The organism is Streptomyces roseolus (assembly GCF_014649855.1).
GTDB classification, from domain to species: domain Bacteria; phylum Actinomycetota; class Actinomycetes; order Streptomycetales; family Streptomycetaceae; genus Streptomyces; species Streptomyces roseolus.
The window spans coordinates 23,798-46,758 of record NZ_BMTV01000008.1 but is presented as its reverse complement, the minus strand read 5'-3'; the positions used below and the strand labels follow the sequence as shown (position 1 = coordinate 46,758).

21 protein-coding genes are annotated in these 22,961 nt (G+C 70.4%); 3 read left to right on the top strand and 18 right to left on the bottom strand.

The window, feature by feature from the left end; translation table 11 throughout:
- The first annotated feature begins 43 nt into the window (after window positions 1–43).
- On the top strand, window positions 44–394 hold the full coding sequence (locus tag IE245_RS36860; protein WP_229851222.1) for a hypothetical protein: 351 nt from the start codon (window positions 44–46) through the stop codon (window positions 392–394).
- Between the two features lie 549 nt (window positions 395–943).
- Here IE245_RS36860 and IE245_RS11520 read toward each other — a convergent pair.
- Complete coding sequence (locus IE245_RS11520; protein ID WP_229851241.1) at window positions 944–1,405, bottom strand: DUF2199 domain-containing protein; 462 nt, start codon at window positions 1,403–1,405, stop codon at window positions 944–946.
- A gap of 237 nt (window positions 1,406–1,642) precedes the next feature.
- Here IE245_RS11520 and IE245_RS11515 point away from each other — a divergent pair, with 237 nt between their 5' ends.
- Window positions 1,643–2,227 carry a recombinase family protein gene (locus IE245_RS11515; RefSeq protein ID WP_189946713.1) on the top strand — a complete coding sequence of 195 codons (585 nt, stop codon included), beginning with the start codon at window positions 1,643–1,645 and terminating at the stop codon, window positions 2,225–2,227.
- Between the two features lie 78 nt (window positions 2,228–2,305).
- Here the strand turns inward: IE245_RS11515 and IE245_RS38220 are convergent, their stop codons facing one another.
- The 17 genes from IE245_RS38220 to IE245_RS11435 all read right to left on the bottom strand — a co-directional run bounded on the left by IE245_RS38220 (window position 2,306) and on the right by IE245_RS11435 (window position 21,832).
- Window positions 2,306–2,527 carry a DUF7848 domain-containing protein gene (locus tag IE245_RS38220; RefSeq protein ID WP_444545733.1) on the bottom strand — a complete coding sequence of 74 codons (222 nt, stop codon included), beginning with the start codon at window positions 2,525–2,527 and terminating at the stop codon, window positions 2,306–2,308.
- Between the two features lie 295 nt (window positions 2,528–2,822).
- The gene (locus tag IE245_RS11510; RefSeq protein ID WP_189946712.1) at window positions 2,823–3,656 is read right to left on the bottom strand and encodes a helix-turn-helix domain-containing protein; all 834 of its coding nucleotides are present in this window, start codon (window positions 3,654–3,656) and stop codon (window positions 2,823–2,825) included.
- The gene (locus IE245_RS11505; RefSeq protein ID WP_189946711.1) at window positions 3,653–4,150 is read right to left on the bottom strand and encodes a DUF6879 family protein; all 498 of its coding nucleotides are present in this window, start codon (window positions 4,148–4,150) and stop codon (window positions 3,653–3,655) included. Before IE245_RS11505 ends, IE245_RS11510 begins: the two co-directional genes overlap by 4 nt.
- Window positions 4,134–4,343 (bottom strand): hypothetical protein, encoded by a 210-nt coding sequence (locus tag IE245_RS11500; RefSeq protein ID WP_062705460.1) that lies wholly within the window; start codon window positions 4,341–4,343, stop codon window positions 4,134–4,136. Before IE245_RS11500 ends, IE245_RS11505 begins: the two co-directional genes overlap by 17 nt.
- Window positions 4,344–4,510: 167 nt before the next feature.
- Window positions 4,511–4,672: a hypothetical protein gene (locus IE245_RS11495; protein ID WP_189946710.1), complete on the bottom strand. Its 162-nt coding sequence runs from the start codon at window positions 4,670–4,672 to the stop codon at window positions 4,511–4,513.
- Window positions 4,673–4,701: 29 nt separating this feature from the next.
- Window positions 4,702–6,630 (bottom strand): TIGR03960 family B12-binding radical SAM protein, encoded by a 1,929-nt coding sequence (locus tag IE245_RS11490; RefSeq protein ID WP_189946709.1) that lies wholly within the window; start codon window positions 6,628–6,630, stop codon window positions 4,702–4,704.
- Window positions 6,631–6,682: 52 nt separating this feature from the next.
- Window positions 6,683–8,206: a CYTH and CHAD domain-containing protein gene (locus IE245_RS11485; RefSeq protein WP_189946708.1), complete on the bottom strand. Its 1,524-nt coding sequence runs from the start codon at window positions 8,204–8,206 to the stop codon at window positions 6,683–6,685.
- A gap of 55 nt (window positions 8,207–8,261) precedes the next feature.
- Complete coding sequence (gene rodA, locus IE245_RS11480) at window positions 8,262–9,461, bottom strand: rod shape-determining protein RodA (protein ID WP_189946707.1); 1,200 nt, start codon at window positions 9,459–9,461, stop codon at window positions 8,262–8,264.
- A 4-nt stretch (window positions 9,462–9,465) separates the two neighbouring features.
- A complete protein-coding gene (mrdA, locus tag IE245_RS11475) occupies window positions 9,466–11,658 on the bottom strand; it encodes a penicillin-binding protein 2 (RefSeq protein ID WP_189946706.1) in 2,193 nt (730 codons plus the stop codon).
- A gap of 19 nt (window positions 11,659–11,677) precedes the next feature.
- Entirely contained in the window at window positions 11,678–12,346 is a 669-nt protein-coding gene (mreD, locus tag IE245_RS11470) for a rod shape-determining protein MreD (RefSeq protein WP_189946705.1), read from the bottom strand.
- On the bottom strand, window positions 12,343–13,455 hold the full coding sequence (gene mreC / locus IE245_RS11465; protein WP_189946704.1) for a rod shape-determining protein MreC: 1,113 nt from the start codon (window positions 13,453–13,455) through the stop codon (window positions 12,343–12,345). The genes mreD and mreC overlap by 4 nt, the downstream gene beginning before the upstream one ends.
- A gap of 76 nt (window positions 13,456–13,531) precedes the next feature.
- Window positions 13,532–14,551 carry a rod shape-determining protein gene (locus IE245_RS11460; RefSeq protein ID WP_019886273.1) on the bottom strand — a complete coding sequence of 340 codons (1,020 nt, stop codon included), beginning with the start codon at window positions 14,549–14,551 and terminating at the stop codon, window positions 13,532–13,534.
- Between the two features lie 234 nt (window positions 14,552–14,785).
- A complete protein-coding gene (gene ndk / locus IE245_RS11455) occupies window positions 14,786–15,199 on the bottom strand; it encodes a nucleoside-diphosphate kinase (RefSeq protein ID WP_056558929.1) in 414 nt (137 codons plus the stop codon).
- Between the two features lie 65 nt (window positions 15,200–15,264).
- A complete protein-coding gene (locus IE245_RS11450; protein WP_189946703.1) occupies window positions 15,265–15,633 on the bottom strand; it encodes a DUF4233 domain-containing protein in 369 nt (122 codons plus the stop codon).
- A 6-nt stretch (window positions 15,634–15,639) separates the two neighbouring features.
- The gene (gene folC / locus IE245_RS11445; RefSeq protein WP_373305313.1) at window positions 15,640–17,121 is read right to left on the bottom strand and encodes a bifunctional tetrahydrofolate synthase/dihydrofolate synthase; all 1,482 of its coding nucleotides are present in this window, start codon (window positions 17,119–17,121) and stop codon (window positions 15,640–15,642) included.
- A 441-nt stretch (window positions 17,122–17,562) separates the two neighbouring features.
- Window positions 17,563–18,708: a sensor histidine kinase gene (locus IE245_RS11440; RefSeq protein WP_189946702.1), complete on the bottom strand. Its 1,146-nt coding sequence runs from the start codon at window positions 18,706–18,708 to the stop codon at window positions 17,563–17,565.
- Between the two features lie 502 nt (window positions 18,709–19,210).
- Window positions 19,211–21,832 (bottom strand): valine--tRNA ligase, encoded by a 2,622-nt coding sequence (locus tag IE245_RS11435; protein WP_189946701.1) that lies wholly within the window; start codon window positions 21,830–21,832, stop codon window positions 19,211–19,213.
- A 138-nt stretch (window positions 21,833–21,970) separates the two neighbouring features.
- On the opposite strand from IE245_RS11435, the gene IE245_RS11430 reads away from it, so the two are divergent.
- Entirely contained in the window at window positions 21,971–22,903 is a 933-nt protein-coding gene (locus tag IE245_RS11430; protein WP_189946700.1) for a hypothetical protein, read from the top strand.
- Window positions 22,904–22,961: the final 58 nt, after the last annotated feature.

Below are 22,961 nucleotides of genomic sequence, written 5' to 3'. Positions count from 1 at the left end.
ACGCACGACTGCGGCCACGCCCCGCAGGAAGGGGGTGCGACCGGTGGCTATCAGCTTCGGCCATGACCGCTCGTGGGGCGCGGTCTCCCAGCACGAGTACCGACGCATGGCGCAGAACCCAGGACACCCTCTCGCCTACCGCGTGCACTTCGCCGCCATCGGATGGGCGGACAGGCAGGGACACGCAGGCTTCGAGCCTGGCCGGCTGGCCACCCTGCTGGGCAAGAACGGCAAGCCGCTGTCCGACCAGAGCACCCGCAACGCGGTGGCCCGCGCCAAGGAACTGGACCTTGTGTCTCCCCGGTCCGGGGCCGCCTGCCTCGTCCTTCCTCCCCACCTGTTCCAGAAGGGCAAGGGTGCACCAGTCCCCTGCCGCCTCCATCAGGACCGGTGAGCACACGCGGTACGTGTGGTCAGAGCACGTCTGGCGTATACCGGCATGGCACCGGACCTGCGGAAACGTTCGCGTGCTCTCTTATCTACTTGGCTCCAGTGCAGTGCGGCCCGTGTCAGGGCCGACTGAGGAAGGCCACGAGGACCAGAGGCTTGGGAAGCAGAGGGCGCGGCAGCGCCCACAGCGGCAGGGCAACGGCGAAGAGCGAAGCGGCAGGGGGCGGCCTACCGGCCGCCACAGTCGCAGCGCTCAACAACAGTGCGGCCCCGGAAGGGGCCGACAGGAGCAAGCACGCAAGGCCAAGGGGGCGCTGTCGCGCCCCGCAGCCACAGCCTTAAGGTCTGTTCCTTGCGGCCTTCCGCCCCTGCCAGTAATGGCAGAGAAGCGCTGTGACCAGGTCGTACGCTCCCGCCGTGGCAGTCTGTGGGCAGGACGGACGGACCATGAAACCGTGGCGGAATCCTGGCTGCTAAGACATGGCGGTCGAGCAAGACCCCTTCGAGGGGTCATGCCCCACCCCTTCGACGCCGACGTGCTCAGCCGCCTGGGTCAGCGGTCCTCGCCGTTGCCGTGGAGGACGGCTTCGGCGATCTCGCGGACGCGGTCGAGAGTGATGCCTGTGCGCTGCTCGACCGCGAGGGGATGATCGGTGGGTTCGAGCTCGATGAAGGGGCGCTGGCCGACCGGGCGGGTGTGAGCGTTCGTCTTCAGGTTGGTGGTGCCGGGCGAGTAGATCGGCAGCTCGGTGGTCAGCCAGCCGAAGTACGGCTTCTCGTCTTCGCGGCCGGGCGTGTTCCACATGTCGGCGGCCCGGGAGAAGTTGTCTCGGCTGAGGGAAACCCAGACTCCCCACGAGAACACCTCGTCACTGCCGATGACGGGTATCTCGATCAAGCCCTTGATGAAGTAGTGCTGGGCCTTGATGACGCACTGGTCTGAGGAGAGCAGGCTGTCAGATCGGCCGTCGAAGCTCGCATCCCAGACATCGGGGGCCGTGGCGCTGTAGCCCATCGGAAGTTCCGCGTGGTAGTCGCCGCAGCACGAACAGGTGTAACCGAGATCGCTGGTCATGCGCGGGAGCCTAGCTTCGCTGCGAAGCACAACGACGAGACAGGGGCTCGCAAACCAAGGTTTGTGAGACGAGACAGCAGGCACCCCAGAAAGGGGCGCAGCCCTGTTCAAAAACCCGTCTCGAAACCTCCGTCTCGGACTTGACCTTTTGAGACGAGTTCTGAGACAGTCCGTGCCGTGACGACGAACACGATCACTGGGCAGCTCATCGGTTACGCACGCGTCTCCACCGATGACCAGGAAGCGCAGTTGCAGCGCGACGCACTGACGGGCGCAGGGTGCGCCCGCATCTTCGAGGACAAGGCCAGCGGGAAGAACACCGACCGGCCGGAACTGACGGCCGTACTGGACTACGCCCGACCGGGCGACGTCCTGTGCGTGTGGAAGCTGGACCGGCTCGGCCGGTCGCTCATCGACCTCGTGTCCATCGTCGACGGCCTGCGCGAGCGCGGCATAGGGTTCCGCGTGCTCGACGGTGCGCTCTCCTCCGTCGACACCACGTCGGCCGACGGCCGCCTGTTCTTCCAGATCATCGCGGCCATGGCGGAGTTCGAACGGTCGCTCATCAAGGACCGCACGCGAGCCGGACTGGAAGCGGCCAAGGCGCAGGGCCGTACCGGCGGCCGGCCGTCTGTGGTGGACGAGGACGTACTCACCGTGGCCCGCGCCAGGAAGGCCAAGGGCGAGAGCGTCAGCACCATCGCTAGGGCCCTCGGCGTCTCCCGAGCCACGCTGTACCGACACCTGGGAGAGAGCGCCTGAGACAGGCGCACAGCAGTGCAGACAGGCCCTCGGCCCTACGGCGGGGGCCGTTGTCGTACATGGACATACAACACCGTCTTACTCAGCCCGCACCACCATGGCGAACGACGTACAGATCCGCCGGAATCCACGATGGTTACTCAGGCCGGTGTGACTCATGCACTCGACGTCGACCGCCGCGCTGTCCGTCGACGGCTCCGCCTTCCACTTGCAGTGCAGGCACTCCGCCTCAAAGGTCACGTCCGTGTCCGGATGCTGCGTGATCCGGTGTGTCACGAACCGAAGGGTGGCACGCGCCATCAGCGTCCCCCGTGCTTGTTCCGCAGGTGGGCACGGAGGGCCACGTTCACATCCGAAGCCTTCGAGTAGTCGCCCACAGAGGTGGCGTTCGCTCTGCTCACCGCAAAGCCGAGGCACTCACGACAGCCCGACACGGGGTCCAGGGGTGGAGACGGAAGGGACAGGTGTACGGGTCCCGACATGGTGGTCTGCTCGCTGCTCATCTCGTACGCCTCCCGTGCGTTCTCCGATGGCACGGCATCCTTGCCCGCTGACCGGGAGCGATTCGAGGTTCAGTCGCGTACTGGACTAAAGATCAGGAACGGAACGCCGTCGCCCACTCGGCCAGCCGTTCCCGCGCGGCTTCGCCGAAGAGGGCGCGCTCGTCGTAACCGGCGAATTCATCAAGGTACATCCGGACGTCTCTCGGGTCGCAGAACACCATGACCCCAGCCGTCGTCTCCACCGTGGCCAGCCGCTCGTCATACACGGTGAACGTGTTCAGCGGACACCCCGGCAGGCGCGTCTCGATCGGGAGCACGCCAAGACGCACGTTCGGCAGGTGGGTCAGCGAAGCCAGCCGGTCGAGCTGGACAGCCATGGCATCTGGGGAGACGAACGGGGAGCGGGCCGCCTGCTCGGTGATGATGAAGGTGAACCTCTTCCGGCGGTCGTACAGAACCTCCTGCCGCTCCAGCTTCCTCGCCACAGCCTTGCTGTGGTCTCCAGGGATGTGAGCGAGGCTGGCCCTGATGTACTCCGGGGTGGAGAGCAGGGCCGTGAGCATCGACAGCAGGAAGAACCGGAACTCCGTCGAAGACGCTTCCAGCCCGGCCAGCTCTAGCTGCTTCTTGTGCAGACCCTTCCGCCGCATCGACCGTGCGTCCTGCCACTCCGTAGCGGCGATGCGGGCCAGCGCGGACACCTCCGCGACCAAGGCCGGCGGGGCGTCCAAGGCCCTGAGGATGCGCTCTATGTCCACCAGGGACGGGCGCACCTTCCCGCTCTCGATCCGACTTACCTTCGACTGCGACATGTTGCAGCGCGCGGCAAGCCGGTCCCCTGAGAGACCGGCCTGCTTCCGCAGCTTGCGCAGTGTCGCGGCGAGTTCCTGGGCGGACTGGCCGAGCTGCTCGGGCTCGAACGTCACTCGGTCACGTACTCCAGGAACGGGACCGATTCCGCGATGGCGATGCGCTGGTACTCGAGGAACGGGGCGGGGTCACCCTCGTACAGCTCCCGCTCGATCTGCGTACCGTCGGCCTCGTACTTCATGAGGACGACCGTCGAGCGGTCGAACATCCAGAAGTCCCGGACGTCGGGGAGCGGGTTCGGCCGGTCGGTGATGTCGAGGATGCGGATGTCCTCCCCCGCCGGGGCCTGGTGCTGGTAGTACCGCTCGAACTCGAACCGCAGGTAGTCCGTGAGCGGCCGGGTGACGATGTGGACGCGGCCCACGTTGCGGGTGCGGACCATGGCCATCCACGCGTCCTCGTACGGTCCGGGGAAGCGAGCCCCCGCCTTGAAGGCGGCGAACTCTTCCGCTTCCTGCGGTACGAGGTACTGCGGCAGGGTCTCAAGGCGCCAGGCTTCGGTCTGGAACGTCTTGAACTTGTCCGCCCAGGCTTCACCATCCAAGAGCACGGACGGCCTCCCTCAGGACTTCCTCGGGGATCTCCACAAGCCCTTCCCCGGCGGGCGGGGTGAAGGCGGTGGATACGTCGCCCTGGACGACGAACGAGCCGGAGGCGGTGCGGTAGACGTTGGGGCAGTCTCCCTGCCCGCAGTTGCCGCCGTTGGTGTTGCCGGTGAGCCGTGTGAGTTCTTCGCGCGCCATGCTGAACCCCCTCTTGCGAGCCCTCTGCGGGCCGGTCGCCACGACCGTACGAGCGGCGCCGATGCTCCGTCTATGCGGAAACGCGACTATGCGCGTTGTCGCATAAACAGGACCCCAAGAACGCTGAGAGGCGCCCGGACAGGATCGTCCGAACGCCTCTCTACGCCCTACACCCACTCGACCGCCGAGACGATGCCCGAGTCCCGTCGAGGGGCGGGGAGCGGCGTGCGCCGCTCGGGGCGGGGAGCCTGCTCGCGCTCCTTCGCGCCGAGCCCTCGCAGGGCTTCGGCGCGGTCCGCCTCGGGTACTTCGGCAAGCGCCTCAGCCATCCGCTGGATGGCATCGCCGCTGGTCACGGCTACTTCTTGACCGTGAGCGGGAGCAGCTTCTTGCCGGTGGGGCCAATTTGTATGGCCGTATCCATCTGAGGGCAGACGCCGCAGTCGAAGCACGGGGTCCAGCGGCAGTCCTCGACCTCGGTCTCGTCGAGGGCGTCCTGCCAGTCCTCCCACAGCCAGTCCTTGTCGAGGCCGGAGTCCAGGTGGTCCCAGGGCAGGACCTCCTCGTAGGAGCGCTCGCGGGTGGTGTACCAGGCGACGTCCACGCCGTACTCGGGGAGGGTCTTCTCCGCGCACTCCATCCAGCGGTCGTAACTGAAGTGCTCGCGCCAGCCGTCGAAGCGGCCGCCGTCCTCGTAGACCGCGCGGATGACGGCGCCGACGCGGCGGTCGCCGCGGGAGAGCAGGCCCTCGACGATGCCGGGCTTGCCGTCGTGGTAGCGGAAGCCGATCGAGCGGCCGTACTTCTTGTCGCCGCGGATCTTGTCGCGGAGCTTCAGGAGGCGCGCGTCCGTCTCCTCGGCCGACAGCTGCGGGGCCCACTGGAAGGGGGTGTGCGGCTTCGGCACGAAGCCGCCGATGGAGACGGTGCAGCGGATGTCGTTCTGGCCGGAGACCTCGCGGCCCTTGGCGATGACGTTGATCGCCATGTCGGCGATCTGGAGGACGTCCTCGTCGGTCTCGGTCGGCAGGCCGCACATGAAGTACAGCTTGACCTGGCGCCAGCCGTTGCCGTACGCGGTGGCGACGGTCCGGATCAGGTCCTCCTCCGAGACCATCTTGTTGATGACCTTGCGCATGCGCTCGGAGCCGCCCTCGGGGGCGAAGGTGAGGCCCGAGCGGCGGCCGTTGCGGGTCAGCTCGTTGGCCAGGTCGACGTTGAAGGCGTCGACGCGGGTCGAGGGGAGGGACAGGCCCACCTTGTCCTCGGTGTAGCGGTCCGCGAGGCCCTTCGCGATCTCACCGATCTCGGTGTGGTCGGCGGAGGAGAGCGAGAGGAGACCGACCTCCTCGAAGCCCGTCGCCTTGAGGCCCTTCTCGACCATCTCGCCGATGCCGGTGATGCTTCGCTCCCGCACGGGGCGCGTGATCATGCCGGCCTGGCAGAAACGGCAGCCGCGGGTGCAGCCGCGGAAGATCTCGACGGACATGCGCTCGTGGACGGTCTCCGCGAGCGGGACGAGGGGCTGCTTGGGGTACGGCCACTCGTCGAGGTCCATGACGGTGTGCTTGGAGACGCGCCACGGCACGCCCGAGCGGTTGGGGACGACGCGGCCGATGCGGCCGTCCGGCAGGTACTCGACGTCGTAGAACGCCGGGATGTAGACCGAGCCGGTCTTGGCGAGGCGGAGGAGGACCTCCTCGCGGCCGCCCGGACGCCCCTCGGCCTTCCACTGGCGGATGATCTCGGTCATGTCGAGGACGGCCTGCTCGCCGTCGCCGATGATCGCCGCGTCGATGAAGTCCGCGATCGGCTCGGGGTTGAAGGCCGCGTGGCCTCCGGCGAGCACGATGGGGTGGTCGACGGTGCGGTCCTTCGACTCCAGCGGGATGCCCGCCAGGTCGAGGGCCGTGAGCATGTTGGTGTAGCCCAGCTCGGTGGAGAAGGACAGGCCGAACACGTCGAAGGCACCGACGGGACGGTGGCTGTCGACCGTGAACTGCGGCACCTGGTGCTCGCGCATCAGCTCTTCGAGGTCCGGCCACACGCTGTAGGTGCGCTCGGCGAGGACGCCCTCGCGCTCGTTCAGCACCTCGTAGAGGATCATGACGCCCTGGTTGGGCAGACCGACCTCGTACGCGTCCGGGTACATGAGCGCCCAGCGGACGTCGGCGGACTCCCACGGCTTGACCGTGGAGTTCAGCTCTCCACCGACATACTGAATCGGCTTCTGCACGTGCGGGAGCAGAGCTTCGAGCTGCGGGAAGACAGACTCGGCAGCAGACATCTCGAACCTTCGTGAGCTGGCAGGGGGGCGACTCTCAAGCGTACCCCGGTGCTCAGCGGCTCAGCGCCGCGCGGAGATCCGGGGCCGAGGCCCGCTCCCAGACCTCCGGCAGCTCCCGCTCCTGGGCCGCCGCGGCCGCCTCCTGCCTCGCGTACAGGACGCCCCAGGTGAAGGAGGGTTCGCCGGCCTCCTCCGCCTCGGCGGCGAGGTCGCGCAGGGCGCCCCGGGCGACGACGGCGTCCTGGTGGTCGCCGAGGAGGCTCTGGACGGACTTCACCCCCTTGGAGAACCGCTTCGCGGGCTTGCCGAGGGTCGGTACGGCGGCGTCGGCGGCGTACCGGGCCCGTTTGGCGGCCTTGCGGGCCTCGTGGAGGGCGAGGTCCCGGTCGTGGCCGGGGTCGAGGTCGAGGGCGGGGCCGATCCGGTCGGCGAGCCGCCGGTGGTCGCGGCGGATCGCCTTCGGCAGCACCTTCACGGCCTTCTTCCGGGCGGCCGGCTTCAGCGGCGGGTCGGCGAGGAGCCGGTCGAGGGCGTCGAGGAGGGCGAGGTGCCGGGGCGAGTCGAGGGCGTCGAGGACGCGGCGGCGGGAGCCGGTGGAGCGGCTCCGGTCCCAGGTGCGCAGCCGGCCGCGGACCGGGCCGTGGACCTGTTCGCGGCCGAGCCCGTCGAGCGCCTCGGCGAGCCGGGCGGCGAGGACCTCCTGGTCGCGGGCGTGGCCGAGCTCGCCGGCGAGCCACTTCAGCTCGGCGCCGATCGGGTCGGTGACCTTCCGGTCGAGGACCTTGCGGTAGGTCTTGAAGGCGCTGCGCAGCCGCCGGCAGGCGACCCGGAGCTGGTGGACGGCGTCGGGCAGGTCGCGGCGGACGGCGGGGTCGAAGCGGACGAGGGCGTCGACCTGCTCCCGTACGTACGCGAGGACGGCGGCGCGCGCCGTGCCGTCGCCGTCCGGCGGGGCCGGGTGCCGGGGCTCGGGGGCGAGGCCGGTCCCGTGGAGGGCGCGGGCCAGCTTGGAGGGGGCGTCCGAGGGGTGGATGCCGGCCTTCCCGAGGCGTTTCTCGACGGCGTCGAGGAGCGCCGGGTCGGCGTCGTCCGCGAGCTCGACCTCGATCTCGGTCCAGGCGGCGGTCCCGTCGCCGGCGAGGAGGCGGTCGGCGCGGACGGTGTCCACGGAGACCTCGGCCAGGACCGTGCCGTCCTCGTCCCTGAGGTGCCGCACGTCGCGGGAGGAGCGGAGGCGGACGACGGGGACGACTCCGGCGTGCCGGACGCGGGAGCGCAGGAGCCCCGCCAGGGAGCGCGGGAGCGTCTCCGTGAGCGGGGCCCTGATCTCGTCGCGGACGCCGGCGGCGACCGGGAACTTGAGGTGCCAGCCGGCGTCGGCGCCGCCGGTGCGGCGCCGGAGGGTGAGGGAGTCGGCGGCGAGCCGGAGGTCGGCCGTGTCGTAGTAGACGGCGTCGAGTTCCGTGACGCCCTCGGCCGTCACGGACGCGACCCCGGCCGCGCGGGTGAGGTCCGGCAGCCGGGTGTCCGCGGTGGCTTCGTACTTCCGCTCGATCTCGCGCTTCGTCTCGGCCATACGTCGAATCTAACCGCCGGGCGGCGCGGTATGCGTCGGATCCGGCGGCCGGGCGTCAGGCGCTCATCGGGCGTTGCACCCGGATCGACTGGAGGAGTCCGATGGCGACCCAGACGGCGAACATCGAGGAGCCGCCGTAGGAGACGAACGGCAGCGGGAGACCGGCGACCGGCATGATGCCGAGGTTCATGCCGATGTTCTCGAAGGACTGGAAGGCGAACCAGGCGATGATGCCGGCGGCGACGACGGTGCCGTACAGCTCCGTGGTCTCGCGGGCGATCCGGCAGGCCCGCCACAGGACGACGCCGAGCAGCAGCAGGATGAAGCCGGAGCCGATGAAGCCCAGCTCCTCGCCGGCGACGGTGAAGACGAAGTCGGTCTGCTGTTCGGGGACGAACTGGCCGCTGGTCTGGTGGCCGTTGAAGAGGCCGGCGCCGTGGAGGCCGCCGGAGCCGATGGCGATGCGGGCCTGGTTGGTGTTGTAGCCGACGCCGGACGGGTCGAGCTCGGGGTTGGCGAAGGCGGCGAAGCGGTTGATCTGGTACTCGTCGAGCATGCCGAGGGCGGTGACGAGGACCGCGCCGGCGATGCCGGAGCCGATGAGGCCGAGGACCCAGCGGTTGGAGGCGCCGGAGGCGAGCAGCACGCCGAGCACGATCACGATCATCACCATGACCGAGCCCAGGTCGGGCATGAGCATCACGATGCCCATGGGGAGGACGGCGAACACCAGGCTCTTGGCCACGGTGCCGTGGTCCGGGTGGAGCTGGTCGCCGGCGTCCACCTTCGAGGCCAGCAGCATCGCCATCACCAGGATGATCGTGATCTTCACGAACTCGCTGGGCTGGAGCGAGAAGCCGCCGCCGACCACGATCCACGCGTGCGCGCCGTTGATGGTGGCGCCGAGCGGGGTGAGGACGGCGAGGATCAGCACGATCGACAGGCCGTAGAGGAACGGGACGGCCCCGCGCAGGGTGCGGTGGCCGAGCCAGACCGTGCCGATCATCAGCGCCACGCCGATGCCGGTGTTGAGCAGGTGCCGGAAGAGGAAGTAGTACGGGTCGCCCTGGTTCAGCTCGGTGCGGCCCCGGGTCGCCGACCAGACCAGCAGCGAGCCGATCAGGGAGAGCGCCAGGGCCGAGAGCAGGATCGGCCAGTCGAGCCGGCGAAGCACCGAGTCGCGGGCGGTCAGCCGGGCGACCGGCCCGCGGTCCGGGGCGTACCGGGAGACGGAGAAGGTCCTCCGCTTCTTCATCGGGTCAGTCCCTCCTGTTGAGGGGCGTGCCCGCGAGCGGCGGCGGCGCGGCGCCGTTCTGCTTCGCCGGGTCGACCAGCTGGGACTTGGGGTCGTACGCCTTGATCGTCGGGGCGTCGATGGTGCCGTCGGCGTTGACCTTCGGCAGCGCCTTCTGCGGCTTGGGCAGCAGGGCGCGCTTGAGGTCCTGGTTGCCCGCGTCGTCGAGGCCGTAGAGGGCGTCGTAGATGTTGCGGACGGCGGGGCCGGAGGCGCCGGAGCCGGTGCCGCCCTGGGAGATGGTCATGACGATGGTGAAGTCGTCGGTGTAGGTGGCGAGCCAGGAGGTGGTCTGCTTGCCGTAGACCTGGGCGGTGCCGGTCTTGGCGCGCATCGGGATCTTGTCCTGGGGCCAGCCGCCGAAGCGCCAGGCGGCGGTGCCGCCGGGCTCGACGACCGAGCGCAGGCCCTTGTCGAGGTCGCGGATGGTCTGGGCGCCGACCGGCAGCTTGCCGTGGGCCTTGGGCGCGATCTCGCGGACCCGCTTGCCGTCGGGGCTGATGATCGCCTTGCCGACGGAGGGGTCGTAGAGGGTGCCGCCGTTGCTGATGGCCGCGTAGATGGTGGCCATCTGGATGGGGGTGACGAGGACGTCGCCCTGTCCGATGGCGAAGTTGATGCTGTCGTAGGCCTTCAGCTGGTTGCCTTCGAGGCAGTTCTCGTACGCGATCTGCTCGACGTAGCTTCCGCCCTTCTTGCCCTGCTTGCACCAGGCGTCCTTGTTGGCCTCCCAGAACGCCTGCTTCCACTGGCGGTCCGGGATGCGGCCCGTGACCTCGTTGGGCAGGTCGATGCCGGTCTCCGAGCCGAGGCCGAAGTCGCGGGCGGTCACGTAGAACCAGTCCTTGGCGTCCTTGTTCGCCGTGATGCCGCCGTCCTTCTGCCACTCCTTGTGGCCGAGGGCGTAGAAGACGGTGTTGCAGGAGAACTTGAGGGCGTCCCCGAGGGTGATGGGGCCGTGCCCCTGGGACTCGAAGTTGGCGAAGCTGCGGCTGCCGAGGCTGTAGGAGGCGCTGCAGTTGTACGTGTCGTTGAAGTCGTAGCCGGCCCGGACGGCGGCGCTCGCGGAGATCACCTTGAAGATGGAGCCGGCCGGGGCCTGGCCCTGGATGCCGCGGTTGAGCAGCGGGTAGTTGGACTTCTTGCTGGTGAGGGCGGCGTAGTCCGTGGCGGAGATGCCGCCGATCCAGACGTTGGGGTCGTAGTCGGGCTGGGAGGCCATGGCGACGACCCGGCCGGTCTTGGTCTCCATGACGACGACGGCGCCGGAGTCGGCCTCGTACTTGCGCCCGGTGATCTTGTCGGTCTCGCCGCGGACGGTCTTCATCGCCTGCGCGAGCTCGTACTCGGCGACGGCCTGCACGCGGGCGTCGATGCTGGTGACGAGGGTGGAACCGGCCACGCCCGGGTCGGACTTGGTCTGGCCCATGACGCGCCCGAGGTTGTCCACCTCGTACCGGGTCACGCCGGCCTTGCCGCGCAGCTCCTTGTCGTAGGTGCGCTCGATGCCGGAGCGGCCGACCTGGTCGGAGCGGAGGAACGGGGAGTCGGTGTCCTTGGCCTTGGTGATCTCGTCGTCGGTGACCGGCGAGAGGTAGCCGAGCACCTGGGCGGTACGGGCCTTGCCGGGGGCCGGGTAGCGGCGGACGGCGGTGAGTTCGGCGGTGATGCCGGGGAAGTCCTCGGTGCTCTCCCGGATGGTGAGCGCCTGCTGGACGGTGGCCTCGTCGGTGACCGGGATCGGCTGGTAGGGCGAGCCGTTCCAGCAGGGCTTGGGCGTCTTGGAGTCGCAGAGCCGGATCTTGTTGGCGACGTCCTCGGGCTTCATGTTCAGGACGCCGGCGAGCCGGGTGAGGACCGCCTTGCCGTCGTCCTTCATCTTCATCAGCTCGGTGCGCGAGGCGGAGACCACGAGCCGGGTCTCGTTGTCGGCGAGCGGGACGCCGCGGGCGTCGAGGATGGAGCCGCGGACGGCCGGCGTGACGACCTGCTGGATGTTGTTGGACTTGGCCTCGTCGGCGTACTCCTTGCCGTTGCGGATCTGGAGGTACCAGAGCCGGCCGCCCAGGGTGAGCAGCAGCGAGAAGACGAGGACCTGGATGACGACGAGCCGGGTCTGGACCCGGGGGGTCCTGCCGGTCTCGGGGATGTTGCTCATGCTGCCGTTGCCCCCTCGGTCACAGTCGCTTGACTCCCTTGATGCGCCCGGCGCGGCCGGCGCGGGTACGGGCGGCCTTGACGCGCAGGCCGCCGCGCTGGGTGCCGATCCTCAGGCCGGTGCCGGAGGCGAGCCAGCCGGAGGCGACGTCGCCCGCGCCCGCCCCCGTGGCGTCGGCGACCGGGTCGTTCTCGGCGCGCCGGGCCAGGGCCATGACGAGCGGCACCGTGAAGGGGGCCAGCAGCAGGTCGTAGAGGACGGCGGTGAAGAGCAGGGAACCGAGCCCGACGTGGCGGGCGGCGGTGTCGCCGACGAGGGCGCCGACGCCCGCGTAGAGCAGGGTGGAGCCGACGGCCGCGCCGACGACGGCGGCCATCGGGCCGACGGCGGAGGTGAACCGGCCGTTCTCGGGCCGGACGAGGCCGACCAGGTAGCCGACGACGCAGAGCACGAGGGCGTAGCGGCCGGCGGCGTGGTCGGCGGGCGGGGCCAGGTCGGCGAGGAGGCCGGCGGAGAAGCCGACGAGCGAGCCCGTGACGGGCCCGTGCACGAGCGCGAGGGCGACGACGGTGAGGAGGACGAGGTCGGGGACGGCGCCGGGGAGCTGGAGCCGGGCGAGGACGGAGACCTGGACGACGAGGGCGACCACGATCAGGGTCGCGGAGAGGAGGATGCGGTTGAACTTCACGGTGTCGCGTCCCCCTGGTCGTCCGGGTTCTGGGCCTGTGCCGGGTTCTGGGCCTGTGCCGGGTCCTGCGCCTGATTCTGCGCCGGGTCCTGCTTCTGCGCCTGGCCCTGGTCCTGCGCGGGCCGCTGGGCCTGGTCCTGCGTCTGGTCCTCGTTCCGGAGCGGCTGTTCCGCCTTCTCCCCCTGGGCCTGCTCGCCCTCGGCCGGCGGCTTCGCGGTGACCGTGACGGTGACGGTCGGCGCGGGCTTGGGCTTCTGCGGGAGCACCGTGTCGCGCGGGTCGGAGCGGGGAGCCTGGACGACGACGCCGACGATGTCGAGCTTGCTGAAGCCGACGTACGGGCGGACGTAGACGTTGCGGGTCAGTCCGCCGCCCATCGGGTCGACGCGGATGATCTCGCCGACGGGGACCCCGGGCACGAAGGGCCGGTCGTCCGCCGAGCCGAAGGTGACGAGGCGGTCGCCCGGCTTCACCTTGGCCTTGCCGTTGAGGAGCTGGACGAGCAGCGGGCGGTCGCCCTGGCCGGTGGCGAAGCCGAGTTCGTCGGTCTTCTCCATCCGGGTGCCGACGGTGAAGTCGGGGTCGTTGGCCAGGAGGACCGTGGAGGTGGTCGGACCGACGGTGGTGACCCGGCCGACGAGACCGGCGCCGTTGAGGACGGTCATGTCGCGCTGGATGCCGTCGCGGGCGCCGACGTCGATGGTGACGGTCCAGGAGAAGCCCTGGGCCGACCCTATGGCGATGACCTGGGCGCCCTTGATGCCGTACTGGCCGGCGCCGGCGGTCTTGAGCAGGGAGTCGAGTTCGCGCAGCCGGTTGCGGTTGCGGTCGTCGCTGCCGAGCTCGGCCTTGAGCTCGGCGTTCTCCTTCTCCAGGGCGGCGATCCGGGTGTGGCGCTCGCCGGAGTCGCGGACGGCGCCTATGGCGTTGCCGATCGGGTCGACCGCCGACGCGACTCCGTTCTCGACGGGGCCGAAGACGGCGGCGGCGGCCTGCCGGGCGCCGTCGACCGGCGACTCCTGGCCGCCCCGGATGTCCACCGTGATCAGCGCGAACGCGATGGCGACCAGCAGCACCAGGAGCAGCCGGCTCTCTCGTGTGTCCCTCACGTGCGGCGGCCGTGCCCTTCCTCGTGGTTCGTTGTGCAGATGTGCGTACCGTACGGGCTCGCGCCCGGCCGGTGGGTCAGCGGCGCGGCTGGGCGTCCAGGACCTGCTGGAGGGCCTCGAACTCCTCGACGCACTTGCCGGAACCGAGGGCCACCGAGTCCAGCGGGTCCTCGGCGATGTGGATCGGCATGCCGGTCTCCCGGCGCAGCCGCTCGTCGAGGCCGCGCAGCAGGGCGCCGCCACCGGTGAGAACGATGCCGCGGTCCATCACGTCACCGGAGAGCTCCGGCGGGCACTTGTCGAGGGTGGTCTTCACCGCGTCGACGATCGCGTTGACGGGCTCCTCGATGGCCTTGCGGACCTCGGCGGCCGAGATGACGACGGTCTTGGGGAGACCCGAGACGAGGTCGCGGCCGCGGATCTCGGTGTGCTCGTCCTGTTCCAGGTCGTAGGCCGAACCGATGGTGATCTTGATCTGTTCGGCGGTGCGCTCGCCGAGGAGGAGGGAGTACTCCTTCTTGATGTGCTGGATGATCGCGTTGTCCAGCTCGTCGCCGGCGACCCGGATGGACTGTGCCGTGACGATTCCTCCGAGGGAGATGACCGCGACCTCGGTGGTGCCGCCGCCGATGTCGACGACCATGTTGCCGGTGGCCTCGTGGACGGGGAGGCCGGAGCCGATGGCGGCGGCCATGGGCTCCTCGATGATGTGCACCTGGCGGGCGCCGGCCTGGGTGGAGGCCTCGATGACGGCGCGGCGCTCGACCCCGGTGATGCCGGAGGGCACGCAGACCACGACCCGGGGGCGGGCGAGGTACCGCCGCTTGTGGATCTTGAGGATGAAGTAGCGGAGCATCCGCTCGGTGATCTCGAAGTCGGCGATGACGCCGTCCTTCAGCGGGCGGACGGCGACGATGTTGCCGGGGGTCCGGCCGATCATCTTCTTCGCCTCGGCACCCACAGCGAGGATTCCGCCGGTGTTGGTGTTGATCGCGACGACGGACGGCTCGTTGAGGACGATGCCTCGACCCCTGACGTACACCAGCGTGTTGGCGGTCCCGAGGTCGACAGCCATGTCACGGCCGATGAACGACATGAAGTTCCCCTTGTTTCCCATGGCTGAGGGTGGTGCGGCGAAGAGTTTTCATCGTAGTGCCGCTCACGCGGATGGCGCGCGCTGGCCCACCTCTGTACTAGGTGACGGTAGGACGCGGCGATCCGTTCCCGGGATTGGCGTTCATATGCCTGGGGGCGGCCGAATTCCTTCGGTCGCCCCACAAACGACTGCCGTTCGACTGACGGGCGGTCAGCCGAACGGGCAGACCCGGCGTCAGACGAGACCGGGGAAGAAGATCTTCAGCTCGCGCGCGGCGGACTCCTCGGAGTCCGAGGCGTGGATGAGGTTCTCGCGGACGATGGTGCCGAAGTCGCCGCGGATGGAGCCCGGGGCGGCGGCGATCGGGTCGGTCGGGCCGGCCAGCTGGCGGACGCCCTCGATGACCCGCTCGCCCTCGACGACGAGCGCGACGACCGGACCGGAGGACATGAAGCCCATCAGCGGCTCGTAGAAGGGCTTGCCCTTGTGCTCGCCGTAGTGCTGCTCCAGCGTCTCCTGGTCCAGCTCGCGCAGCTCCAGGGCCGCGAGGGTCCAGCCGGCCTTGCGCTCGATGCGGCCGATGATCTCGCCGACGAGGCCGCGGCGGACCGCGTCGGGCTTGAGCAGGACGAGCGTGCGCTGGCTCACGGGGGGAACTCCTTCGGGAGGGATGTGCGGGCCTGACGAATCTACAGGGCCCGCACCGCTCTCCGTCACGCAGCGTCAGGTCCTGCGGAGCCCTGGGCCGTGGCGTTCGAGGCGGCCCAGCGGGCCTTGATCTCGTCCACCTTGCGCCCGTAGTGCACCGAGCACCACCACAGCACGGCGAAGACGGCCCCGAGGAAGTACATGACGGGGACGAAGAAGCCGCTGACGATCAGCCCGATCTGGAGCGCCCAGCCGAGCTGGACGCCACCGGGACGGGTGATCATCCCGCAGAGCAGCACCGAGAGGACCATCGCGACGCCGCACACCCACCAGACGGTGGAGGTGGCGAGGGAGTCGTCCTTCATGGCGACGAGGCCGGCGAAGCCGATGACGAAGAACTCGCCGACGAGGGTGGAGGAGCAGAGCGTGCGCATTCCGGGTCAGCCCCTCTTGAGCAGCAGCCGGGCGTCGCCGACCGTGAAGATCGAACCGGTCACCAGCACGCCGGCGCCGCCGTACTCGGCCTCCTCCTCGGCGAGCGTGATCGCCGTCTCCAGGGCGTCGGGCAGCCTCGGCTCCACGACGACCCGGTCCTCGCCGAAGACCTCGACGGCGACCGCGGCGAGCGCGTCGGCGTCGGTGGCGCGGGAGGTGGAGTTCTGGGTGACGACGACCTCGGCGAAGATCGGCTCGAAGGCCTCCAGGAGCCCGCGGGCGTCCTTCTCGCCGCTGGTGGAGACGACGCCGATGAGCCGGGAGAAGCCGAAGGCCTCGGAGACGGCCTCGGCGGTGGCGCGGGCGCCGTGCGGGTTGTGCGCGGCGTCGAGGATGACCGTCGGGGAGGAGCGGACGACCTCCAGGCGGCCCGGCGAGGCCGTCTGGGCGAAGGCGCGCCGGACGGTCTCGACGTCGAGGGTGCGGGCGTGCTCGGCGCCGATGCCGAAGAAGGCCTCGACGGCGGCGAGCGCCACGGCCGCGTTGTGCGCCTGGTGGGCGCCGTGCAGGGGCAGGAAGATGTTGTCGTACTCCCCGCCGAGACCGCGCAGGGTCAGCAGCTGGCCGCCGACGGCCACCTCGCGGGAGACCACGCCGAACTCCATACCCTCGCGGGCCACGGTGGCGTCGGCGTCGACGGCCTTCTTCAGGAGCACCTGGGCGGCGTCGACCGGCTGCTGGGCCAGGATGACGGTCGCGCCCTGCTTGATGATCCCGGACTTCTCGCCGGCGATCTCGCCGGTGGTCGAGCCGAGCCGGTCGGTGTGGTCGAGGTCGATGGGGGTGACGACGGCGACGGAGCCGTCGATCACGTTGGTCGCGTCCCAGGTGCCGCCCATGCCGACCTCGACGACGGCCGCGTCGACCGGGGCGTCGGCGAAGGCCGCGTAGGCCATCGCGGTGAGGACCTCGAAGAAGGAGAGGCGGTACTCCTCCCGGGCGTCGACCAGCTCCACGTACGGCTTGACGTCCTGGTACGTCTCGATGAACCGCTCGGCGGAGATCGCGGCGCCGTCCAGGCTGATCCGCTCGGTGATGGTCTGCACGTGCGGCGAGGTGTAGCGGCCGGTGCGCAGCTCGAAGGCGCCGAGCAGGGACTCGATCATGCGGGCGGTGGAGGTCTTGCCGTTGGTGCCCGTGATGTGGATCGAGGGGTACGCGCGCTGCGGCTCCCCCAGGACGTCCATCAGCGCCGCGATGCGCTGCACCGAGGGGTCCAGCTTGGTCTCGCCCCAGCGGGTCGAGAGCTCGGTCTCGACCTCGCGCAGCGCCTTGTCCAGCTCCGGGTCCTCGGGGCGGGTCGGCACGGGGTCGCCCTGCGGCGGACCGGCCACGGCGCGCAGGGTGCGGCTGCCGGCCTCGATCACCGCCAGGTCGGGGTCTCGGTCGGTGGCTTCGCCGACGAGGTCGTCGAAGTCTTCGTCGATGTCGTCGGCGGGCTCGTCGGCAAAGTCGCGCGGGTCGCTCGGGTCACTCACGGGGTCAAGTCTACGGAGCCGCACCGACAGGGACGCGGACCCACCCCTCCGGTCCCTTCCGCCAGGCCCTTCCGCCCGTCGTCCGACGGGGGGCGGGTGGCAGGCCGGCAGGCGGGCGGGGGCGGGTAGCAGGCGCCGGGCAGGCGGCGGATGGCGGGTGACAGGCGGCGGGTGACAGCCGGCGGGCGACAGCCGGCGGGCGACAGCCGGCGGGCGACAGCCGGCGGGCGACAGCCGGCGGGCGACAGCCGGCGGGCGACAGCCGGCGGGCGACAGGCGGCGGGTGACAGGCGGCGGGTGACAGGCCGACGGACGGCGGGCAGCAGGCGCTTCGGGCGGCGGGCGCCCTGGGCGGCGAGCTGCGGGCGCTTCGGGCGGCCGCGGACCGCCTCAGCCCGGCAGGCCCGAGGGGAGGGTGGCGCGGACCACGTAGCAGGCGTCCTCCTCGCCGGCCGTGAGGGTGCCGCCCATGCTGGCGACCCGTTCGTCCATCGAGACGAGGCCGGTGCCGGTGGAGACCGGGGCACGGTCGGGCGGAGTCCCGGGGAGGGGGTTGCGGACCTCGATCCACAGGTCCGGTCCGGCGACGCCGATCGCGACCCGGACCGGCAGGCCCGGGGCGTGCTTCGCCGCGTTCGTCAGGCACTCCCGGACCACCCGGTGGACCGCGGTCTGCCGCAGCGGCGAGAGCGCCTTGACCTCCTCGGCGACGTCCACCTCCACCGGGCTGCCCATCCGCTCGCTCTCCGCGGCGAGGTCCGCGAGCCCCTCCAGGCCCGGCGTGGCGCCCTCCCGGTCGGCGCGCCGCACGAGCGTCTCGTTCAGCATGAGGTGGGCGCGCCGGGCGGTGTCGGCGAGCTCCTCGAAGTCCTTCTGGTGGGCGCCGCCCCGGGCCCGCACGGCGAGCACCTCGGCCCGTACGGCGAGGACGGTTAGCTCGCGGCCGACCAGGTCGTGGACGTCGCGGCCGACCTGGATCCGCTCCTCCTGGACGGCCTGCCGGGCCGCGGCCTCACGCCGCTGGGCCTCCAGGGCCCGGACCAGGTCGTGGCGGTGGGCGGCGATGCCGACGCCCGACGCGAGCACACCGATCGGGACGACGAGGCTGAGGAAGTCGCTGAGCGTCTCGCCGTGGCGCAGCCCGGACCAGCCGGGCACGGCCTGGAAGTAGCCGTAGGCCACCGCGACGTACAGCAGGGTCGCGCCGATCGCCACTCTGCGGCCCCGGAAGCGGCCGAGCGAGTACAGCGCGAACTGGATCATGGTCACCTCGTGGAGCCAGCCCATCAGGCCGAGCGCCACGAGGTACGGCACCCAGGGCACCCGCCTGCGCAGCAACAGCGTCGCGGCGCCGGCGGCGAGGACCAGGGTGGCGGTGACGCCGGTGAGGGAGTTGTCCCCCCGGGCGAGCCCCGGCACGTCCAGGAGCATCAGCGCGAAGGCGCTCAGCGCGGCGACGGCGTCGAGGGCCCGCGGCGAGCCGGCCCACCGGTCCACGCGGCGGCGCAGCGCGGGGACGGCGGGGAGGGGAAACATGACTCCATAATCCAGGGTCCTTGGTCCCGACGCTGTGGACCCGAAGGCCCTTCTGTTGTGACCTCAGGCACTTCGTCCGCATTCCTGTGCGTCTCGGGGCGTGTCCGGTGCTTCTTCCGGCACGGACCCGGCAACCAGGGACCCCAGGCCGCCGGGCCGACCGGCGCGCTCGACCCGCTGCCGCAGGCCGCCGCGCTCGACGCGGCCGACCGGCGGGTCCTCCGGGCCGGCCGGTGCTTCCGGATCCCGCTCCCACCGCCGGACGACCTCGACCCGACCGACCCGGGGTCGCGAACGACAGTTCGGCCACCGCGCCGCGCCGCTCTCCGGACCGACGGAGAGCGGCGCCTCCCCGCCGACGCCCTCCTCCCACGGCCCGTCACCCGGACGTCCGACCACCATCCGGCGGACGGACGTCGGTCCGGTGACGACGGGGCCCTGGCACCCCTGGGCACGCGGAAGGGCCCGGGACCGTGTCGGTCCCGGGCCCTTCCGCACGCGGTCACGCCTGCGGCAGCTTCTCCAGCTGGGCCTGGATGCGGGCGATGTCCTCGTCCGCCTTGGCGAGGCGGCCCTTGATCTTGTCCACGACGTTGTCGGGCGCCTTGGCGAGGAAGGCCTCGTTGCCGAGCTTCGCCTCGGCCTGCGCCTTCTCCTTCTCGGCGGCGGCGAGGTCCTTCGCGAGCCGCTTGCGCTCGGCGGCCACGTCGATCGTGCCCGACAGGTCGAGCGAGACCGTGCAGCCGGCGACCGGCAGGGAGGCGGTGGCCTCGAAGGCCTCGCCCTCCGGCTGGAGGCGCAGGATCTGGCGGATGGCGGCCTCGTGCGCGGCCAGGGCGGTGCCGCTCAGGTCCAGGCGGGCCGGGACCTTCTGGGCGTCCTGGAGGCCCTGCTCCTTGCGGAAGCGGCGGACCTCGGTGACGACCCGCTGGACCAGCTCGATCTCCTTCTCGGCCGCCTCGTCGCGGAAGCCGCTGTCCTTCGGCCACTCCGCGACGACGAGGGACTCGCCGCCGGTGAGGGTGGTCCACAGGGTGTCGGTGACGAAGGGGACGATCGGGTGCAGCAGGCGCAGCATGACGTCCAGGACCTCGCCGAGGACGCGGCCGGAGACCTTGGCGCCCTCGCCGCCCGCGAAGAAGGTCGTCTTCGACAGCTCGACGTACCAGGCGAAGACCTCGTCCCACGCGAAGTGGTAGAGCGACTCGCTCAGCTTCGCGAACTGGAAGTCGTCGTAGTACGCGTCGACCTGCGCGACCGTCTCGTTGAGGCGGGACAGGATCCAGCGGTCGGTCGCCGACATCTCGGAGGCGTCCGGCAGCGGACCCTCGATCGTGGCGCCGTTCATCATGGCGAAGCGGGTCGCGTTCCAGATCTTGTTGGCGAAGTTCCGGGACGCCTGGACCCAGTCCTCGCCGATCGGGACGTCGGCGCCCGGGGTGGCGCCCTTGGCCAGGGTGAAGCGGACGGCGTCGGAGCCGTACGCGTCCATCCAGGTGATCGGGTCGACCGCGTTCGGGTTCGACTTCGACATCTTCTTGCCGAACTCGTCGCGGACGAGGCCGGTGAGCGCGACCGTCTTGAACGGGACCTGGCCGTCCATCGAGTACAGGCCGAACATCATCATCCGGGCGACCCAGAAGAAGATGATGTCGTGGCCGGTGAGCAGGACGTCGGTCGAGTAGAACTTCGCCAGGTCCGGGGTCTTCTCCGGCCAGCCGAGCGTGGAGAACGGCCACAGGCCGGAGGAGAACCAGGTGTCGAGGACGTCCGGGTCCTGCGTCCAGCCCTCGCCCGCCGGGACCTCGTCGTCGGGTCCGACGCAGACGACCTCGCCGTTCGGGCCGTACCAGATCGGGATGCGGTGACCCCACCACAGCTGGCGCGAGATGCACCAGTCGTGCATGTTGTCGACCCAGTCGAAGTAGCGCTTGGAGAGCTCCTTCGGGTGGATGTCGACGGAGCCGTCGCGGACGGCGTCGCCGGCGGCCTGCGCCAGCGGGCCGACCTTGACCCACCACTGCATCGACAGGCGCGGCTCGACGGTGGTCTTGCAGCGCGAACAGTGGCCGACGGAGTGCATGTACGGGCGCTTCTCGGAGACGATCCGGCCCTGTTCCTTCAGCGCGCCGACGATCGCCGAGCGGGCCTCGAAGCGGTCCAGGCCGAGGAAGGGGCCGTGGACGGTGATGACGCCGTGCTCGTCCATGACCGTCAGGGACGGCAGGTCGTGGCGGCGGCCGATCTCGAAGTCGTTCGGGTCGTGCGCCGGGGTCACCTTGACGGCGCCGGTGCCGAACTCCGGGTCGACGTGCTCGTCGGCGACGACGGGGATCGTGCGGTCGGTCAGCGGCAGCTTGATCTGCTTGCCGACGAGGTGCTTGTACCGCTCGTCCTCGGGGTGGACGGCGACGGCGGTGTCGCCGAGCATCGTCTCGGCGCGGGTCGTGGCGACGACCAGGCTGTCCTCGCCCTCGCCGTACCGGATGGAGACCAGCTCGCCGGCGTCCTCCTGGTACTCGACCTCGATGTCCGAGATGGCGGTCAGACAGCGCGGGCACCAGTTGATGATGCGCTCGGCGCGGTAGATCAGACCGTCCTCGTAGAGGTCCTTGAAGATCTTCTGGACGGCCTTGGACAGGCCCTCGTCCATGGTGAACCGCTCGCGCGACCAGTCGAGACCGGCGCCGAGGCGTCGCAGCTGGCCGAGGATCCGGCCGCCGTACTCGTCCTTCCACTGCCAGACGCGCTCGACGAACGCCTCACGGCCCAGGTCGTGGCGGGACCTGCCCTCCTCGGCGAGCTGCTGCTCGACCTTGTTCTGGGTCGCGATGCCGGCGTGGTCCATGCCCGGCAGCCAGAGCGTCTCGAAGCCCTGCATGCGCTTGCGGCGGGTCAGGGCGTCCATCAGCGTCACCTGGAAGGCGTGGCCCAGGTGCAGGGCGCCGGTGACGTTCGGCGGCGGGATGACGATGGTGTACGGCGGCTTGTCGGACGTGGCGTCGGCGGTGAAGTAGCCCCGCTCTACCCAGCGCTCGTACAGCGGCCCCTCTACCTCGGCCGGCGTGTACTGGGTCGGCAGTTCGGTGGTGGGCGCTGTCTGCTGCTGAGTGTTCTCGGTCACGGGCCCAGTTTAGGGGGGTGAGGGTCGAGTCCCGAAACGCGATGGTTCGGTAACGGTGTGCCCCCCGGCGCCCCATCACCGAAAGCTTTCCGCCAGGATGTTCGCTACGCATAAACGTCCTGTGAGGGGAAGCAGTCCATGAGCTACAACCAGCCGGGTCCGTACGGGGGCCAGCCCCAGCAGCCCGGGCCCTACGGCCAGCAGCCCGGCCCGTACGGCCAGCCGCAGGGGCAGCCCGGTTACGGCTACCCCCAGCAGGCCCCCCAGGGCGTGCCGCCGCAGCAGCCGCCGTACGGCTACCCGCAGCAGCAGCCGAACCCGTACGGCCAGCAGCCGCAGTACGGCGCCCCCCAGGGCCCCGGCGGCTACGTCCCGCACCCGCCGGCCCCGAAGAAGTCCAAGACCCCGATCATCATCGGCGCGGTCGCCGTCGTCGCGGCGATCGCGGTCGGCGCGTACTTCCTGATCGGCGGCGGGGGCGGTGCCGACGTCGCCAACGACGGCCCGCACAAGCTGGTCACGCCGGAGACGGTGCTGGGCGAGTACAAGAAGTCGGCCAACAGCGACAAGGCCCAGGGCGGGGACGACGACTTCATCAAGGACGCCACGAAGTTCGGCGTCAAGAACCCGCAGCGCGCCAACGCGCAGTGGGAGGTCAAGGACGAGAGCAACCCGCTGAGCGGCAAGCTCCTGCAGTTCGGCGGCGTGTGGGGCGAGATCGAGGACCCCGAGAAGACCGTCGACGCCGTCTTCGCCGACATCAAGGCCGAGGCCGCGAAGGAGAAGGACTCGGAGACGCAGCTCGTCGGCGACCCCAAGACGGTCACTCCCGAGGGTCTCGACGGCGCCGTGATGAAGTGCCAGGAGATCAAGACGAAGCCCGGCGCGGAGTCCGGGGGCCTCGGCCCCAAGGAGATGACCATGCCGGTCTGCGTCTGGGGCGACCACAGCACCATCGGCTACGTGATGCACATCAACATCGCCGACATGATGACCGGCAAGGGCGGCACCCTCGACGATGTCGCCGGCATCGCCGCCAAGCTCCGCAAGGAAGTCCGCGTCAAGGTCTGACACACCGGGCGTACGCGAAGGGGCGCCCCGCCGGATTCCGGTGGGGCGCCCCTTCGGC